This window comes from Novosphingobium aureum (assembly GCF_015865035.1).
GTDB lineage: Bacteria > Pseudomonadota > Alphaproteobacteria > Sphingomonadales > Sphingomonadaceae > Novosphingobium > Novosphingobium aureum.
Genome location: NZ_JADZGI010000001.1, coordinates 2561595 through 2579471, shown reverse-complemented (window position 1 = coordinate 2579471; position 17877 = coordinate 2561595). Strand labels below are relative to the sequence as shown.

13 protein-coding genes are annotated in these 17877 nt (G+C 58.9%); 10 read left to right on the top strand and 3 right to left on the bottom strand.

What is annotated here, in order from left to right:
• Positions 1–3 precede the first annotated feature (3 nt).
• The 3 genes from I5E68_RS12060 to I5E68_RS12050 all read right to left on the bottom strand — a co-directional run bounded on the left by I5E68_RS12060 (position 4) and on the right by I5E68_RS12050 (position 4045).
• Positions 4–1299, bottom strand: coding sequence for a glycoside hydrolase family 130 protein (locus tag I5E68_RS12060; RefSeq protein ID WP_039391175.1), 1296 nt, complete (start codon positions 1297–1299; stop codon positions 4–6).
• The gene (locus I5E68_RS12055) at positions 1292–3472 is read right to left on the bottom strand and encodes a glycosyltransferase family 4 protein (RefSeq protein ID WP_228726952.1); all 2181 of its coding nucleotides are present in this window, start codon (positions 3470–3472) and stop codon (positions 1292–1294) included. Before I5E68_RS12055 ends, I5E68_RS12060 begins: the two co-directional genes overlap by 8 nt.
• Before the next feature lie 141 nt (positions 3473–3613).
• On the bottom strand, positions 3614–4045 hold the full coding sequence (locus I5E68_RS12050) for a hypothetical protein (protein ID WP_228726951.1): 432 nt from the start codon (positions 4043–4045) through the stop codon (positions 3614–3616).
• A 674-nt stretch (positions 4046–4719) separates the two neighbouring features.
• Here I5E68_RS12050 and I5E68_RS12045 point away from each other — a divergent pair.
• From I5E68_RS12045 to I5E68_RS12000, 10 genes are all read left to right on the top strand, one after another.
• The gene (locus I5E68_RS12045) at positions 4720–5253 is read left to right on the top strand and encodes a hypothetical protein (RefSeq protein ID WP_197164021.1); all 534 of its coding nucleotides are present in this window, start codon (positions 4720–4722) and stop codon (positions 5251–5253) included.
• Entirely contained in the window at positions 5250–5615 is a 366-nt protein-coding gene (locus I5E68_RS12040; protein WP_197164019.1) for a hypothetical protein, read from the top strand. The genes I5E68_RS12045 and I5E68_RS12040 overlap by 4 nt, the downstream gene beginning before the upstream one ends.
• A 169-nt stretch (positions 5616–5784) precedes the next feature.
• Positions 5785–6264 (top strand): hypothetical protein, encoded by a 480-nt coding sequence (locus tag I5E68_RS12035; protein WP_228726950.1) that lies wholly within the window; start codon positions 5785–5787, stop codon positions 6262–6264.
• Positions 6261–6857, top strand: a complete 597-nt coding sequence (locus I5E68_RS12030; protein WP_197164015.1) for a hypothetical protein — start codon at positions 6261–6263, stop codon at positions 6855–6857. The genes I5E68_RS12035 and I5E68_RS12030 overlap by 4 nt, the downstream gene beginning before the upstream one ends.
• Positions 6845–7210, top strand: a complete 366-nt coding sequence (locus I5E68_RS12025; RefSeq protein ID WP_228726949.1) for a hypothetical protein — start codon at positions 6845–6847, stop codon at positions 7208–7210. Before I5E68_RS12030 ends, I5E68_RS12025 begins: the two co-directional genes overlap by 13 nt.
• 124 nt (positions 7211–7334) lie before the next feature.
• On the top strand, positions 7335–7637 hold the full coding sequence (locus I5E68_RS12020; RefSeq protein ID WP_197164864.1) for a hypothetical protein: 303 nt from the start codon (positions 7335–7337) through the stop codon (positions 7635–7637).
• Positions 7638–8210: 573 nt separating this feature from the next.
• Positions 8211–11462 carry a MobA/MobL family protein gene (locus tag I5E68_RS12015; protein ID WP_197164013.1) on the top strand — a complete coding sequence of 1084 codons (3252 nt, stop codon included), beginning with the start codon at positions 8211–8213 and terminating at the stop codon, positions 11460–11462.
• A 155-nt stretch (positions 11463–11617) separates the two neighbouring features.
• Positions 11618–14995 carry a type I restriction-modification system endonuclease gene (gene hsdR / locus I5E68_RS12010; protein ID WP_197164010.1) on the top strand — a complete coding sequence of 1126 codons (3378 nt, stop codon included), beginning with the start codon at positions 11618–11620 and terminating at the stop codon, positions 14993–14995.
• Entirely contained in the window at positions 14996–16462 is a 1467-nt protein-coding gene (locus I5E68_RS12005; protein ID WP_197164008.1) for a class I SAM-dependent DNA methyltransferase, read from the top strand.
• Positions 16459–17874, top strand: a complete 1416-nt coding sequence (locus tag I5E68_RS12000) for a restriction endonuclease subunit S (protein WP_197164006.1) — start codon at positions 16459–16461, stop codon at positions 17872–17874. Before I5E68_RS12005 ends, I5E68_RS12000 begins: the two co-directional genes overlap by 4 nt.
• Positions 17875–17877: the final 3 nt, after the last annotated feature.

Here is a 17877-nt window from a genome sequence, read left to right as displayed (position 1 = left end):
CTTTCAAGATTTCAGAAGTTCGAGCAGCGCTGCAGTCTCAACGGTTGCGAAGGTCGAAAAGGTGTCGGAGATGGCATAGGGAAGCACGATTCTGCCCTCCAGTTGCATGGCACCGCAGGTGTACACGACGTTCGGCACATAGCCTTCGCGTTCGGATGCCGCCGGCTGGATGAGTGGTTGGCGGGATCGTCCAATGACCTTGGAGGGATCCTCCTTATCCAGCAGCACGGCGCCGATCGAATAGTGTCTGACCGGGCCGACACCGTGCGTGAAGAGCAACCATCCCTCGTCCAGTTCGATAGGCGAACCGCAATTGCCGATCTGGATAAACTCCCACGCATGCGCAGGCTGGAGGATAGGCTGGCCAGGACCCCATTCATGCAAATTGTCGGAATAGATGAGGTAGAGATTTTCGTTGTCGTGGCGCGCTATCATCGCGTAGCGCCCGCCAATCTTCCGAGGGAATAGCGCCATTCCCTTATTGCGTGCGCCTACACCTTTGAGCGCCGCCATGCGGAATGACACGAAATCCTCGGTTTCGAACAGTTCAGACCTGATCGCCTGGCCGCTATAGGCGGTGTAGGTCGCGTAGTAGGTTGTCTTGCCCTTGTCCTGGAAGGCGACGAAGCGCGCATCCTCGATACCATTTGCCTGATGCTCTGTGATGGGAAAGATCACCCGCTCGGTAATCTCGCTGGCGGGATCGAAGGCGAGCTCCACCCGATCACCAACTCGCGCGGTAATTTCGGGAACACTCGCAAGGCGCTCTGGGGCATCAATCGTAACGGTACCATCAGCCGCGACATTGCCGGTCCGGAAGGTCAGTGACGAAATGTGGCCTTCGCCCACTGCCCTTGCGCTCAGGATGAATCGGCCTCCGGTGGTGCCTAACTGGTCTGGATGCGGAACAATGCTTGGGTTGAAAAGCGCGGCTGCCTCGAAGCTGTATTCATTGAGGAAATAGGCGCCGATCAACTGATGCCGCGCTTCGGATAACGATGGATCGCAAGCAAATGCGCCGGACATTTCTGTCGCTCGCCGATCGAAGATGTCGAGCAGGTTCCGATGTCTACCTTTGAAGTTCGCGAGCGTTGCCGCCAGCAAGGTTTCGACGCCTGTTTCATCGAGGGCGAGAATTCGCTCGAAGATGCGGCAAGCTCGCGACTTGTCGATCCGGTTCAGGGCTCTGGGCTCGGGCGCAGGCTCGAATGGACGCAGCACCACGCGCGCGGGATCCGGCCTCAGGTGCAGCGTCTGGCGATTGAAGAACGGCGTCGTGCGCGTGGTCGTTTCATGCATCGGCACGGTCCAGACAAACAGAGGGTTCAGGGCCGTGGCCGACCGACACGGTGTCGCTGCGGGTCATCGCTTCAAGGGCACGCATGTCCGCCAACCCCAGCAGATAGGACAAGACGGACTCGGCGCCCCGGTTTTCATTCGCGCGGTCGGGATGAAGGCCATCTCGGCAACTCCCGGATTCGATATCGACCAATGCAATGGCGAGATCGTTCTCACCCAGGAACCAGGCGAATGCCCGCCGTGCCTCTTCCGGCCACGGCGCTGCCGGATCGATTGCATTCGCAGCCACGCATGCAGCAATCGTTGCGCAGGCTTCCAGCGGCTGCTGGTCGAACAGATGGGGGGGCGCGCGTTGCCGCATAAACCCCATCGAGCCGACAGGCCGGAAATGGCCTTGCGGAGCCGTTTGAACCTGGATCAGCCAGCGCAGGCTGCGGAGCCCCGCTTCGGTGAAATGGGTGATCCGCGTCGCCTTGCCGGTGCGGATCAACGCTTCACACAGACGGGCATTGTCATAGGTCAGCCGGTCTTCGAACCAGATCCATGCAGGCGTTTCGGTCGCAATCAGCAGGCGCTCAAGCCGCTGACCCAATTCTCCACGCCGTGTGTCAGCGTTCCTGTCCTTCGGGCAAGCCGCGCAATAGTGGTCGAGTCCGAGCAGCGTGAAGGCCCACGCCCGCGGAGACGTGAAGGCCATGACCTTTTCCAGCGCTTCGCTGAACAAGTGCCTGGCCCAACTTGCTCGTCCCGGGTCGGAAGAGTGCCGGGCACAGGCACCGAGCGCCCACAGCGTGCGACCGTGACTGTCCTCGGACCCGACCGACTCCAGCCATTGGCGGTTGAACCCCATGAAATTGCGAAACCGCCGTTCATCCGGGTTCCAGGCATGCTGGACAAAGGCAGCTAATCGCTGGGACATGGTTTCTGCAAAGGACTCATCCAGTCCGTTTGCAGGAGTGCAGCACAGCAATAGCCCCCTGGCATTGTCATCGATGCAATAGCCGTGATGGCGATCCGGGACTGAGAACACTGCGTGCTGGAACATTCCGGTGTCGTCGCACATGTCGATGAGATGCCGCGCAGACGCTGTCGGAAGCATGCAGTTTGCGGTCAGCAAATGCGTCGGCGGCGAAACGTCTGCCAACGGAGTTGTCGGCAGAGCCCGGCGCGCTGCGCCAAAACACTGGACATACCGCTGCGCCGTATTCGCCCAGATCATTGGGCGACTGGCCGCATAGGCCTTTTTTGCCATGTCCAGACGCGCTGAGACGTCTTCGAGCAGGCCAGCGACAGCGCGGCCCAGACTCGCCGGATCGCCGAATGGCACCAGGACTCCCGAGCCGTCTTCGAGCAGTTCGGCGGCATGCCAATAGGGTGTAGAGACGACGGGCCGGCCCAGGCCGTGGGAATAGGCCAATGTGCCCGACGTCATCTGGGCCTCATCCAGATACGGCGTCACATAGAGGTCGCACATGGCGATATGGTCGAGCAGTTCGGGGCGATCGACAAACCGGTTCAGGAACACAACGTGATCTTTGAGCCCTAGGGCTTCGACCTGCCGGACAAGGCTTTCACGGTACGCTTCCCCGGCTTCCCGCAGAAGCTGCGGATGCGTCGCTCCCATCACCACATAGAGAGCATCGGGCGAGCGCGCGATGATCGCTGGCATCGCCTCGATCATCGTTTCGATACCCTTGTTCGGGCTGATGAGACCAAAGGTCAAGATGACATTGCGGCCCGAGAAACCGAGCCTGTGCTTCGCTCCCAGCGTGTCTACGAAGGGTGCGTCAGGAATGCCATGGGGAACGACATCGATCTTTCCGGGATCGGCGCGATAGGTTTCGACGAGGATGTGCCTGCCCTTGCGCGCCATGACGACGAGGCGCCTCGATGCAGCAACGATTGCTTCTGTGACCTCGCGTTGATCATCGCTTGGCCGGTCGAGAACGGTGTGAAGCGTAGTGACCAGCGGCACCTTCAACGCCGCAATGAAGTCGAGAATGAGCTTGCCGGCTTCCCCGCCGAATATTCCGAACTCGTGCTGCAGGCAGACGACGTCGAAACCCTCCCGATTTATGAATTCGGCTGCATTGCGATATTGCTCCGGATCATCCTGGTCGATCCCGAGGCGAACCGAGGGAGGGTAGTCATGAACGCTTCCGGGGTCGCGCATGACGATAATGGCGGTTTCGGCAACTCCGGCCGAGGATCGGAGCGCCAGTTCAAGGTCAGTCGTGAATGTCGCTATGCCGCAGCGGCGCGGCAGGGCGTTACCGACAAATGCAATCCGGAGTGAGCGCGCTGAAAAATCGTCTCACAGCTTTCCTTTCGGCTTCTTCATCAACTCACTGTCGGGAGATACCGGCGGCTTGGGGCCAGTTTTAGGCTTTTCGGCCTTGGGTTTGCGTATCTCACGATTGCTGCGCTTCTGCGATTTGGCCATCTCAATACGCCCGCCTTCGTTTTCCCAAGCGGCCAGGCCGGGGATCAATCCAGACGGCTCGTTCGCTTCCGACGCCATCTGGGCATCAGAACTGTTGGCATGGATATAGGGACGGTGAGCATATGGATGTTCTTTGAGCAGTTTTTGAAAGATGTTCAGCTTCCGCCGCAAGGGTTTGATCTTTGCCGCATCGTTAGCTGCAGCGTGCTGCATGAGCGTAACTTGTTCATTTTCTAGGATTTGATTGAGGCACATGGCGCGCACTCCCACATCAAGCGGGGGCGCGGTCGGTCCCTCGGTCACACATGGCTCGGAAGATTTTTATGTGATGGATGCTTGTAGCATACTTCGCGCGGACCGCTTCACGAATTCGTGAGCGGGCATCAGTTCTCATTTGGAACGAAAGCTTGAGGGTGGCCAAAAAACATTTTCCGCTTTCCGGCGCATCAGCCGCCCGCCCAATGACCGTCTCTAAGGCGCGAAGCTGACATACCTGTTCGCCGTCCGGAACGTCCGCTATCCCAGTGAGCGCTCCCGTAAGGAGACATTCCGGAGCGTCCAACAAAGCGGTCGTCACAGCGTGTCGTCGAGAATGTCCGCATTCCTCGGGCGGCTTCCCCGAACCTGACTGTCGCGGATGTCCCAGCCTAAGCCATAACCGGACCGACCGCTCGTAGGCGCGAGTCTTTTCCAATTGAGCGACTTGGATGGGCGCGTAGCAGACACCTCCCTAATCCGTCAGCGCGATGATCAACCGCACATCGGCAAGTCAGTTTCGTTCACTTTGCAGAGCCAGCCTCGATGCCCCGCTAAGTTTCGCCGAAGTCGAATTGGCGAGTTCTCGAGTTTCCGGATTCTCAACCCAGGGGAACTGGGCAGCTGAATGGGGCAGGTGGCTGCAATTATTGAAATGAAAATCTCATCCTCACCCTGACGGCTGCAGCCGCCGCAGGGTGGAGAGAAAGAACCTACCTCAAATGATCTATGTCAGTGAAGAAGACCGCAAGCGCATCGCGCTTGCGAAAGATGCCGTTCGCGCATTCGCCGGGATGGTCGGCTGGACTCCTGTGCCTTGCACATCGACAATGCCGTCCGTGCTGGCGGGCTTCGAATATGCCGACTGCGCCAACACCGTGATGGCGCATTGGCAAAAGAAGCTCTCGCTTACCGCTCTCATCAAAGCGGTTGCCGAGTGTCGAACTGATCTTTTCCTGGTCGAGCCGAGCCACGTCTCAGGGAAGCAGGCCAGCAACTATATCACGCTCCTGCTTTGCCGCGATGGTGAGGTCCAGATCGTCACGGGCCTCTTGCTGTGGCTTCAGGAACCCGGCGGACCGATCCACCTGGTCACAAATCCTGATGACGGCGACGAGATGCGGGCATTCATGGTCGATCGCAGCGGCATTCGTCCGCTGCCAACTCTGCCCTGGGCAACGGCAGAAGCGGAACGGCTCGGTTACTGGACCGCCAGGCGCCATTGGCAGCTGTCGATCGGAGGACATTACGCATGAGCGAGAACGACAATCTCCGATGGCTGGACCACCTGCCAGTTGGCTGGGCGCAGCTCTACCGCGACCTCCTGTCTGATCTCGCGGCGGCCGGCATCACAGTCTGCGTGGACGAGGTGAAGGAAAAATTCGGATCGCTCCGGGTTCATCTGGAGCCCAGGGTTTCCGAGGCTCGACCCTATATCGGCGCAGCCGAAGAGCGGTCCAAGGTTACCTGCCAACGATGCGGCGAGCCGGGTGAAATGCTCATGCGTAATCGCATCGTTGCCACCCTCTGTCCGGCCCACGGCGATGGCTTTTCCAAGCCAGAAAGGCCGCCGGTGGTCACGATTTACATGAAGCCGGGGAACATCTCGGACGAGTAGGCGCCGCTGCTGCGGCGAAGGCCAAGTTTGAAGTAGCTCAGTTGGCTGAGCAAAATGGAATGAAAAAGGGGCAAGGCGCGGCACCGCTCGGCTGCCGCGCGCCCTCAACGCGAAAGTCTTACAAATGCAGAATAATGTTACACCGTGCTCCTTCGGGAGCGCGAACGGCTTGCCGTGGATCAAAGCCGCTACCCATCGCGGCATCATGATGCTGGCGGCGGATATTGGCGGGCCGATCGACTTCAGCCCGGAGCAGCGCTTCCCGGGCGCGCGGCATGGCGTGCTACTGGAAGGCGCCAATCTCCTGATCGTCGGGACCCGGACCGGGCCGAACATTGGGCTGTATGACGTCAGCGCGGTCGCCCGACAGCATGGTATGGATTTGCTGCTCGCGCGATTCTCTGGTCCGGTTGTGACATATGATATTTACCGCTGCAAAGACGACCAGTGGTTTACCGGCTATCAGCGCGTATGGTCCGAGGACCGATACTGGTTCTGCCCGCCCGATGATGCCGACCAGCCATTCATCCTGGCACACCGGCGCGGCCTGCAATTCTCCACCCATGCGCCTTTCCCCGATGCCCGGCGGTTCGAGGCCGGCCTCTCGCTGGCGGAGCAGACCAGCACGCAGTGGCAGGAGGCGGCATGAGCAAAGCCAAATCGAAGCCTGCCACGGCCGACCAACCGGGGTTCCTGTCCTTCTTTCCGCTGGATCCTGCCAAGGACGGGAGCTTCAAATATATCCGCTACTTCTACAAGCAGGATGTCCATCGTGCCGGAATAGCCGACATGGTTATGGCGAAGCTGACGCCTGCCGGGCACCAGGCATCGCGTCATGATCTGCTGCTGCCTGACGCAGCCAGCGGTGAATATATGGACCTCAGCTATCTGCTGCAGCGCTATGATGCGATGCTGCCCGCGGCTGAGCGGAACGGCTACGCCCAGTTTACCCTAACACTGCCATCAGATCAGCCACCGCATGTGGGATGGGAGCAGGTGCGAGCGTGGGTTCGGAGCTATTTTGTGCGTCAGGAGCAACTCGCCGCACTGATGGTTCTCCATCTGCCCTATCTGGCGGGGTCATCAAATGCCGCTCACATCCATATCCTGCTCCCGGGGCGCCGGCTTTCGATGAATGGGTTTACCGGCCAGGCCCGCGACGTCTGCTCGGACGGTGGCTGCCATAATGCATGGAACGCCTGGCTCAGCTTTCAGAAGGAGGGCGGCTCATGCGGGAAGTGACGATGATAGATCCGCCCCATGGCTGGCGCTATGGCTTTCCCAAGCCCCTCACTCTTGGTGAGGGGCAGAGCCTGCAGGACTGGTTGATCGAAAACGAATACTCCCAGGCCGAGATCGACATCTTCGGGATCGGTCATCTGCCTTGCCGATACTGGACGCGGGAAATCGAGGAACCGCCGCCTTACGAACTGAACGCGCACGACATAGGGGAGAGGAGGAAGCTCATCCTTACCCACCGTCATGTCGCCGCGCTTCGGGTCAATCCGGACCTCATCATTCAGGCGCAGGCGGAGATAGGCAGCTGGCAAGCCATCGTGCGACCATTGGAAACAGGGCATGGCGCTTTCTATTGAGGCGATCCATCGATGAGATCGTTGCCTACATGCTCCAGAAGTCTCCGACCGGGAGGACACTGCGTTCGACGAGTCCATTCTCTATGATCCTACCGCCCGAGCCGGAGGTCGAGCGGCGGAGGATGTGGCGGGCAGCCAAGGCTACGCCCCGGAAATCGAAGGTAACCTCGACGACATGGGCTCGCGCCGCGATTTCGGGTCCTCATTTGCCGCGACCTTCGCCGGTTCGGCTCCGAGGCTCACGCTTTCCCGTCGGCGCAAGCGTTCCTATGACGACGATTTTCATGACCGCTTTGTCGAAATCGACATTCGTCATGCCGGCGGTGCCGTGAAGCGACACGAGTTGACGATCGGCCGCGGACTGGAAGCTCTCTATAATGACCGCCGACAATGTAGGGTCACTTACGCGCCGCCTGGTTCAGCCTGATGCGTAAATCGATACATTGGGGCGCTTAGAAGCTCGGGAAGCCTCCCGTGCTGCAACCTTGGCTGGCATCGCGCAACGCCGATCGTCACCGTGCGGCAGATGCTCGAAAAGTCGCGTGGCTCTGGCAGAAGCCTTTGCGGATGTGCCCGGGCGGATCCGGCATGGCGATGCAATCGACGATCTCGTTCTTGCCATTCGTGAAGAGCATCGAGGTACCTTTGGTGGGCTGACCGCCGGCGCAAGACGCCGACCAGCATAAAAAATATCTCAGACGCTACGACCGAATTTTATGCGCGTCGGTGCAGTTCGCGGTTTCGAGAAATGAGCTACGGCTATATAATTGGCTAGATCTATCATGTATTTAATGGAGATTATGAGTTTTCCTTGAGATTTAAGGAGGAAATTTGCGCAATAACGCTAACCCTCAATTTGAAAATTGAGAGTTAGCATTGCTTATGTTCTGGAGTTTTGACCTAGATATATCTTTTGACTCGCTGTGCGAGTGGTCCTTCGGAAGAATTTTTAATGAGGAGGTGCTTCCGGAAGCATTGGGCAGACAGTTAAGATGACGCTATGGTCATCGCTGCCAACATTCACTCGATCACGGACAAAGTCCGTCGCCTCATCGCGATCAAGGAGCGCGAGGAACTCGTGGGCAGTATTCGTTTCGGAAATTTCCGGAGGCCCATCGAACATGAAAAGGGCAAAAGCGGGAAGGGGCCGTTCCTCCAGCCTGTCGATTTCTTTATGCCGGTGGCACTGTCTGGGCGCGCCACGATGGCGAGTGGAGGATCATCGTTCCATTGCAAGTTTGAAAGCGTAGGAAGAGGCGGAGAGGTTGCTGGCCGAAGCCGCAAGAAAAGTGCTGCCTCTGGACCGGACAAAAGGAAAGATGCGGCGGGATTCGAAATCTATGTCGCCGAGCAAGCGGTGGCTTTGGAATCGCCCGCGATCAGTGCGGACCAGTTTGAACGATATGCGGCTCTGGCACCCAGCGAAACGCATGACGAGTTAGAGCACTCTCGGGTAGCCAGGGTCATATCAAATATTTCGTCAGATCCGGTCGTCCGGGGAGGGTTTTGGAAAGCGGTAGAGCAGAATGAACGTCGGGCTTCGGCTCCACACGTTGCCTTTTTCCCGGACAGGGCGGCGCCGGCGTTTTGGGAGGGGGCGAAGAAGGTGCTCGCCGATGTTGAAGGTGTTCAGGCCCCGCTGAGCAAGATTATCGCGCTGCAGACGACCGGCTCTGTACGCTCTGAACGGTTGCGTGATCGAAAACCGGTACGGGTAGAGTGTGACGCCGGGCTCGCGGCTTCTGTTCTCGCTCGCCTGTCCGCCATCGATGGCTGGGACGCCCACCGCCCGCCCGTCACCATACCTCGGACGCGTAATGGCCGCGTTCAGAACCGATGGGTCTTTGAAGTTCCAGTCGAGATCGCAACTGCCCCCGAAGCCCTAGATCGTGTTCTTCGTGGCTTGGCCGCCACCTTTGACGGCATGGGCACTATGTACACGTTGGTGTTGCATGATCCTGATGCCGATAATGATCGGCGCAATTCGCATGTGCATGTGGTCAGTCACGATCGTGCCTGCAATTTCATTGAGGCTGCGGAGAAATGGGACATTGAGCTCAGCGCGGCGGAGCGCAAAAAATACTACGTGAAGCTGGAAAAAAAGCGCCGGCAAGGAAAGGAGGCAGATGGCGCATATTGGGAGGCCGGCGCCCGAGATATCGCTCAAATGCGGGCCCACTTTGCAGATCTTTGCAATGCAGAACTGGAAAAGTTGAAGGTCAAGCGCCGGTTAGATCCTCGAAGTTTCGCCGAGGCCGGCATGCAACGAAAGCCGCAGATGCACATGGGACCGGCGGCATCTCGGCTTTCGAAATTTGGCGTCGCCACTGAAGCCGAAACTGAAAATATGTACAGGTCGCTTCAGGCTGAGCTGGGTGAAATCGAAGATCGGGAACGGACGAGGTTTGCCGATCGCTTAGCGCTGGCGCAACAGATGGCTGACGTTCTGGCAAAGGCAGACAAGAAAACCGACTGGTATCGTCATTTTGATCAAACTTGGGACCGATTGCGTGACCTGCTTTACGCCGTCAAAGGTGCAGAAGCGGCACTTGAAACACTGACATTGTTCGAGCTCCTCGCCAAATCACGCGCCGAATTGGTGCAGCGCAACTGCGACCGGATGCTCGATAGCATTCACGCTGGTAAGGCCAAGGCCTCGATCGTGCGCGATCAGGCCAAGATTGAGCGTCGGCGTCACGAGGCTGTGGCGCACCTCCAACATGTCACGACGACTCTAGCCCCCTATCAATCAGATCGGCGGACGGCCGAGCGTGACGTGCGGAGAATGGTTGAAGAAATCGAAGGCATACTCGCCGAATTCCGTATGGAACTGGAAAAGATATCGGGGCGCCAGCAGGCAGGCGCTCGTCTGGAGAGTACCCCACCAGTTCGTCCAATTACGTTGCGGTGGGCGGCGTTGCGCGAGCGCATCCTTCGCGACAAGCCCGTCATAATTCGTACCGCTAAAGGGTTTGACGTCCCAACGTTGGATGCCGCTAGCAGAGCGCTCTTGCGGTCCCAGCCTCTAGAAAGGCGGGCACCTGCCTTTCTCAAGTCCCAACTTAAAATTCAGGATGCGGAAGTCGGACGCCTGCGCGCGGCGATCAAGTCCTATGGTATCGAAGGGGTGGCCGGATTTCCAACTGCAGCAGCTCTGTTGCAACGTTACAAAGGTCGGCCGGACGTTGCGGCACTCATAGCGGCTCAACCGGCGCGGGAGGCGGTTATCAGTGATGTGGGCGCATTGTCACTAATCAGTCCCGCCGTAACCGTGCCTGACATGGCGAACCAGGCAGCGAAGGAGGTTGGTTCGTCTAGCGCCTCCATTCAAGAGGCTGGAGGTGCGCTGCCTCACTCTAAGCATATCTCGTTGGCCGAAACTGCAGACGGCAGAGTGAGTGCCGGACAGACGCCCCGAGCGAAGGGGGTGTTTGCTCAGGCTAGAGAAATCGCTGCCAGCAGATCGCAGGCGGGTAAGGAGCTTATCCGCGGGGTAGGACCGCGGGATCGATCTACTATGATGGACGGCCCACGAGAGAACGCTGAACGCGCAAATCCGCAAGCGGCGCAAGGGGGCGAAACTGAAAACGGCATTGCGTTTGATCGTGGTCGCTTAGGAGAAGAATCGGCCGGACAACTGATTGGCCAGCCGGTACCTGTCCTCCAGCCGGAGCTAAAACCCGACCCCGCCCGCGATGCCGCCGTAGAGAGCTTGAGGACTGCTTTGCTATCGGATCCGGCCATGCGTGTGGTCCAGGAAAATGGGCGCCTGAAAATCTCGCCGCAGGAATCGGGCTGGGACATAACCGTCGAGGTCTTTTCCGATCATCCCGTGATAGCCGCTGCGATGCGAGAGCGTGCAGCCTCTCCGTGGTTGGACGTTTCTGAAGCGAAGCGAGTGGAGGTGGCGCGGCGTGCAATTGCGGAGCTAAAACTGGGGAAAAGCCGGACGGTTCGGCGGTCGGAGCAGGGGTGGGATGTTAAACTTCCGGATCAGGCACTGGCTGATACCCTGTCTTCTTGGTCTACATACAAACCCATCTCTGATTTGCTGGCGCTGGCCGATATGTACTGGTCAAATCGCGAGCGGGAGGCGTTTGTAAAGCCCCCACCAGTCCAAACTAAAGCGCAGAAGACTGTCAAAATCTCCGATCAGGAACGTTCGACAACGCTGCCGGCTTCGGGAAGGGATGCCGAATTCGAGCGATTACAGGCCCTCGCCAACAGTTTGCGTGGCCAAAGGTCGCGCTGATGGCGCCCGAACGTGAGATTTTTCTGCCGTTGATAGAAATTTGCGAAATGTCTGATTTCTGGACGAATTAGCATTTGCCTTGGCGGATCGGTTCCAAGTACCACCTTAGTGTCGGTTGTGTGAATTGCGGTGATGTCGACGGATGAGGGGGCGATGTGGAATCGCTGAATTTCGGCTTCCTTGAGGCCCATGATAAGCAGCTGGTGACGTTGGGAGGGCTGGCGGAACGCTATTTCTCAAGCGATCCGTCAACCGCCATCGTCAAGCTTCGCCAGTTCGCTGAATTGATGGCGAAGATGGTCGCAGCGCATCACGCCGTTTATCGTGATGAGCGCGAGACATTCGAAGAAACGCTGCGCCGCCTGTCATATGATCGCCTGATCCCCAAGGAAGCCAGCGATATCTTTCATGCCCTGCGGAAAGCGGGCAACAGCGCCGTGCATGAAGCGAAGGGCAATCATTCCACAGCCCTGACGGCACTGAAATTCGCTTGGTCACTCGGCGTCTGGTTTCATCGAACCTATGGCCGGGCTGCTAACTTCCAGTCCGGCGCATTCGTGCCGCCGCGCCAACCCGTTGATGCAACCGTTGCCCTGCGCGCAGAGATTGAAAAGCTCCGGCAGAAGGTGGCAGAAACTGAAGGCGATGCAGCCCGCGCTCGCCTGGAAGCTGAGGAACAAGCCCACGCTCGCGAGGCCATAGAAGAGCGATTGGCGCGGGAGGCCGAGGAGCGAGCCGCCTGGGAGAAGGTCGCCCAGGACATTGACGCTGAGAAGGCCGCAGTCACGAGCAAGCTCGTCGACCTTCAAGCCGAAGCGGAAACTGTACCGCGCGCTGAGGCTGCTCAATTGGTCGAGCGCGGTGAAAAGGCTGCGGTTAAGATCGACCTCGACGAAGCGGAAACCCGTGCCCTCATCGACCAGCAATTGCGCGATCGTGGCTGGGAGGTTGATACCCGCGACCTTCGATACGGCAACGGTGTTCGACCTGCAAAAGGTCATAATCTCGCCATCGCTGAGTGGCCTACTTCAAATGGCCCCGCCGATTATGCCCTGTTCGTTGGCACAACTCTGATCGGCGTTGTGGAGGCGAAGCGGCGGCGGAAGAATGTGTCAGCCGCGATCGACCAGGCTGAACGCTATTCGACCGGCATCAGGGACAGCGCCGATTTCAGCTATGCCGGTGGGCCATGGGGCGAGCACAAGGTGCCATTCGTGTTCAGCGCGAATGGCCGGTCCTATCTCAAGCAGATTGAGACCGAGAGCGGCATCTGGTTCCGCGATACCCGTCGCGCAGAAAACCATCGTCGCGCGTTGGTGGACTGGCCGACGCCGGAAGGCCTTACCGGGCAGCTTGAGGTCGATCAGGACGCAGCGGATGCCGCACTTAAGGCGCAGCCGTTCGAATTCGGTTTCCCGCTTCGGCATTATCAGGAAAGCGCGATCCGCTCGGTCGAGGCGGCATTGTCGGCTGAGCAGCGCGCCGTCCTGGTCGCGATGGCGACCGGCACCGGCAAGACCAAGCTCGCTATCGCGATGTTGTACCGCTTGCTGTCGGCCAAACGGTTCCGGCGGATCTGCTTCGTTGTCGATCGCAGTGCGTTGGGCGACCAGACAGAGGGCGAATTTTCGACCACCAAGGTCGTGTCCGGTAAGACATTCGCCGAAATCTTCGGCCTCAAGGGGTTGGGAGACGTTACCCCGGACGTGGAAACCAAAGTCCACATCTGCACGATTCAGGGGCTAGTGAAGCGAGTCCTGTTCGCTGCCGATGGCGCATCCGTGCCGCCCGTTGACCAATATGACCTGATGGTGATCGACGAATGCCATCGCGGCTATCTGCTCGACCGGGAAATGTCCGATGCAGAATTGAGCTTCCGGGGGCAGGACGATTATATCTCGAAATATCGGCGCGTACTGGACTATTTCGACGCGGTGAAGATCGGCCTGACGGCCACGCCTGCGCTCCATACCACCGACATTTTCGGCGATCCGGTCTTCACATATTCCTATCGCGAAGCGGTGGTCGATGGCTTCCTGATCGACCATGAGCCGCCGATCCGTATCGAAACCGCGTTGGCGCGGGCTGGCATCAAGTTCGAGAAAGATGAGGAGCTTGAACTGCTCAACACCCGGACCGGCGAAGTCGATCTGGCCCACGCACCGGACGAAATCCGTTTCGAGGTCGAGGCATTCAACCGGCAGGTCATCACACCTGAGTTCAACCGTGTCGTGGCGGAGGAACTGGCACGGCACATTGACCCCGCGCTACCGGGCAAGACGCTGATCTTTGCCGCGACCGATGCCCATGCGGATATGGTGGTGAGCGCCATCAAGGCCGCTTTCGCCGAGCAATATGGGGAGATTGACGACGCAGCCGTGAAGAAAATCACGGGCAGCGTAGACAAGGTGAAGAACTGGATTCGCTCGTTTCGCAACGATGCCAACCCCCAAATCGTCGTCACCGTCGACCTGCTCACCACCGGCATCGATGTGCCAAAGATCACCAACCTCGTGTTCCTGCGCCGGGTGAACAGCCGCATCCTGTATGAACAGATGATCGGCCGTGCGACCCGTCAGTGCCCGGAAATAGGCAAGGAGGTTTTCCGGATTTTCGATGCCGTCGATCTCTATCCTCACCTCCAGAACATGACCGATATGAAGCCGGTTGTGGTCAACCCCTCGATCAGCTTCGCCCAGCTTGTCCGCGAAATGACGGAAGCGCAGAACGATGGGCAGCGGGAGGCCATCCGCGAACAGCTGGCCGTCAAGCTGCGCCGCCGGATCAAAAAGCTGACCGATGAGGCTAGGCAGCAGTTCGAGGCCGCAGCGGGCGAAACGCCGGAGGCCATGTTGCAGCGGGTCATGTCCGGTGATTCGCCGGGGCTTGCCGCCTGGCTGAAGGATCGCGCCGCGATCGGTGCCATCCTCGATTGGCAGGCTGATGGGGACAATCCCGGCTTTGTCCCGATTTCCAAGCACGCGGATCATGTCGTCGATGTGTCGCGTGGCTATGGTAGCGGCGCGAAGCCTGAGGATTTTCTGGACAGCTTTGCCGCCTTCGTGCGCGACAATATCAACACCATCGCCGCGCTGAAGCTCGTCGTGCAGCGTCCCCGCGATCTGACCCGCGCGGATCTCAAGGAACTGCGCCTGGCTTTGGACTCCAAGGGTTTCTCAGACGCCAATCTGCGTCGCGCCTGGGCTGATGCACGCAATGAGGAAATCGCTGCTTCGGTCATCGGCTTCGTCCGTCAGGCCGCGCTGGGCGATGCCCTTATCCCCTATGAAGACCGCGTGCGGGGCGCGATGCGCGCTATCATGGCAAGCCGTGCATGGACTGACCCGCAGAAACGCTGGCTCAAGCGGATCGGTGAGCAGATTGAAAAAGAAATCGTGGTGGACTGCGCCGCCATCGACAAGGAGCCGTTCATCGCCGATGGGGGCTTCAATCGCCTGAACAAGGTGTTCGGCGGGGAATTGGAAAGCATCCTCGCTGGCATCAACGAAGAATTGTGGAAGAAGACCGCGTAAATGAGTACCACCACCGATATCGTCGCCAAGCTCTGGGGCCTGTGCAACGTCCTGCGCGACGATGGCGTCACCTATAACGAATATGTGACGGAGCTGACCTACCTGCTGTTCCTCAAGATGCTGGAGGAAACCGGCAAGGAAGAGCAGCTGCCGGAAGGGTGGCGCTGGGGCCTGCTCGCCAAACGCGAAGGCATGGATCAGCTCGATTATTACAAGGCGATGCTGCTCGAACTCGGCAAGGCGAAGGACGCGCTGGTCGGCGCCATTTTCATCGACGCACAGACCCGCCTGCGCAAGCCGACCAACCTCAAGGCGCTAACCTCCAACATCGATCAGCTCGACTGGTTCTCCGCCCGCGAAGAGGGGCTGGGCAACCTTTATGAAGGCCTGTTGGAAAAGAACGCTGCCGACAAGAAATCCGGTGCCGGGCAATATTTCACGCCGCGCCCGCTGATTGACTGCATCGTGCGCTTGATGCAGCCGCAGCCGGGGGAAGTAATCCAGGACCCAGCAGGGGGAACGGCCGGTTTCCTCGTCGCCGCCGATCGCTACATCAAGGATCATACGGATGATCTCTACACGCTGACGGAGCAGCAGGCCTTCTTCCAGCGGCACAACGCCTTTTCCGGCGCGGAGCTGGTGCCGGACACCCATCGCCTGAGCATGATGAACCTGCTGCTGCACGGCATCGAAGGCGGCATGGAGAATATCGATACCCTCTCCCCCGATGGTGAGGCGCTGCCCAAAGCCAATCTGATCCTGACCAATCCACCCTTCGGCACCAAGAAGGGCGGCGGGCGTCCGACCCGATCCGACTTCTCGATCACGGCGGACACGTCGAACAAGCAGCTTGCCTTCGTCGAACATATCGTGCGCGCACTGGCTCCCGGTGGCCGCGCTGCCGTGGTGATTCCCGATAACGTGCTGTTCGAGGATAATACGGGCCGCCGCCTGCGCACATGGCTGATGGACCTGTGCGACCTGCACACCATCCTGCGCCTGCCGACCGGCATTTTCTATGCGCAGGGCGTCAAGACCAACGTGCTGTTCTTCCGGCGCGGCAAGAGCGACAAGGGCAATACGAAGGCAGTCTGGGTCTATGACATGCGGGCGAATGCGCCTGCCTATGGCAAGACCCGCCCGCTGTCGGTTGCCGACTTTGCGGATTTTGAAGCCGCTTATGGTGCAGACGCCAATGGCGGCGCTGCGAGGCAGGATCAGGGAGAGGACAGCCGCTGGCGGAAGTTCGATCGGGCTGCCATCACCGATCGCAATGACAACCTCGACATAAGCTGGCTTCGCGACACTGAAGCGGAGGCCGAAGAGGCGCTGACCGAACCGGAGGATATTGCTGCCGCCATCATCGGCCATCTGAAGGCGGCGCTGGAAGAAATTGAAGTGCTGTCGGACGAGTTGGAGCCGGATAGCGTTGACGAAGCTGCTGCCGTCGCGGGAGCAGCGGCATGAATGGATTGCCGCAAGGTTGGGCTACCATCTCTCTCGCTGAAGCGGTTGAGCCCGATGCCCCTATTATTTACGGAATTCTTCAGCCCGGCCCTGACCAGAAAGAGGGTGTTCCTTATGTTCGACCCACTGAAATCGTAAACGATGCCATTCAACTGACAGAGTTGCGACGCACCACTCCCGAGATTGCAAAGCGATATAGCCGATCATCACTTGATGCCGGGGACGTTTTACTCTCGATTGTGGGCACGATCGGAAAAGTAGCTACGGTTCCTGAAGATTTGGCTGGCGGGAACATTACTCAATCGTCGTGTCGTGTTCGCGCTAGGCGTGCCCTGACGTCTACGGCGTTCATGGCCCATTTCTTGCGGTCGCCATCGGCTCGGAGGCAATTCGACGAAGCGCGGTTAGGAACTGCGGTACCGAGACTCAATCTGGAAGACGTTCGTGCGATGGAGTTGCCTGTCTCGCCACTTCCCGAACAGCGGAGGATTGTGGCGAAGATCGACAGCCTCACCGGCAAATCCAAACGCGCCCGCGACCATCTCGACCACATTCCCCGCCTCGTCGAGAAATACAAACAGGCCATCCTCGCCGCCGCCTTCCGGGGTGATTTGACGCGAGGCATGGAACATAATGGAATCGCAGCTCAAGGTGGCGATCGGATCGACGCCCGTGCATCACAGTTAGATGAGCTACCGATTGGGTGGGCGTGGGCATCCATCGGAGGAGTAGGCCAGGTTACTGGCGGCCTCACAAAAAACGCAGCTCGGAAATCCTTGCCGAAGCAGGTGCCGTATCTGCGGGTTGCCAATGTGTACGCCAATCAACTCAGGCTTGCCGACATAGCCCATGTTGGATGCACGGAGGCCGAATATCAGCGCACCTTACTTCGGGCGGGCGATCTCCTCGTTGTCGAAGGCAATGGCAGCATCGATCAGATAGGCCGAGTAGCCGTTTGGAATGATGAAGTGCCTGGCTGCTCGCATCAGAATCATTTGATCCGTGTGAGTTTAGACCGCGCCGTTTTGCCCGAATTTGCGCTGTACTGGCTGATGTCGCCGGGAGGGCGAGCTGCGATTGAAGCCGTCGCATCGTCTAGTTCTGGCTTGCACACATTGAGTATTTCCAAAGTCAAAGGTTTGCCGATCCCTATTTGTTCGGAGGCCGAGCAAACGGAACTCGTTCGTCGCATAAAATCTGCCTTTGCCTGGGTCGAACGCCTTTCGTCTGATGCGTCCAGCAGCCGCAAGCTGATTGACCGACTTGATCAATCCGTGCTCGCGAAGGCTTTCAAAGGCGAACTAGTGCCACAAGACCCCGCCGACGAACCCGCCAGCGCCTTGCTCGATCGCATCCGATCAGAACGCGCTACCGCGCCAAAGGCCAAGCGCGGCCGCAAGAAGGCTGCCTGATCC

Excerpts from the sequence above, each read along its gene's own strand:
- I5E68_RS12060 (WP_039391175.1), bottom strand. The coding sequence starts at position 1,299 with ATGCATGAAACGACCACGCGCACGACGCCGTTCTTCAATCGCCAGACG.
- I5E68_RS12055 (WP_228726952.1), bottom strand. The coding sequence starts at position 3,472 with ATGCGCGACCCCGGAAGCGTTCATGACTACCCTCCCTCGGTTCGCCTC.
- I5E68_RS12045 (WP_197164021.1), top strand. The coding sequence starts at position 4,720 with ATGATCTATGTCAGTGAAGAAGACCGCAAGCGCATCGCGCTTGCGAAA.
- I5E68_RS12040 (WP_197164019.1), top strand. The coding sequence starts at position 5,250 with ATGAGCGAGAACGACAATCTCCGATGGCTGGACCACCTGCCAGTTGGC.
- I5E68_RS12030 (WP_197164015.1), top strand. The coding sequence starts at position 6,261 with ATGAGCAAAGCCAAATCGAAGCCTGCCACGGCCGACCAACCGGGGTTC.
- I5E68_RS12025 (WP_228726949.1), top strand. The coding sequence starts at position 6,845 with ATGCGGGAAGTGACGATGATAGATCCGCCCCATGGCTGGCGCTATGGC.
- I5E68_RS12015 (WP_197164013.1), top strand. The coding sequence starts at position 8,211 with ATGGTCATCGCTGCCAACATTCACTCGATCACGGACAAAGTCCGTCGC.
- I5E68_RS12005 (WP_197164008.1), top strand. The coding sequence starts at position 14,996 with ATGAGTACCACCACCGATATCGTCGCCAAGCTCTGGGGCCTGTGCAAC.
- I5E68_RS12000 (WP_197164006.1), top strand. The coding sequence starts at position 16,459 with ATGAATGGATTGCCGCAAGGTTGGGCTACCATCTCTCTCGCTGAAGCG.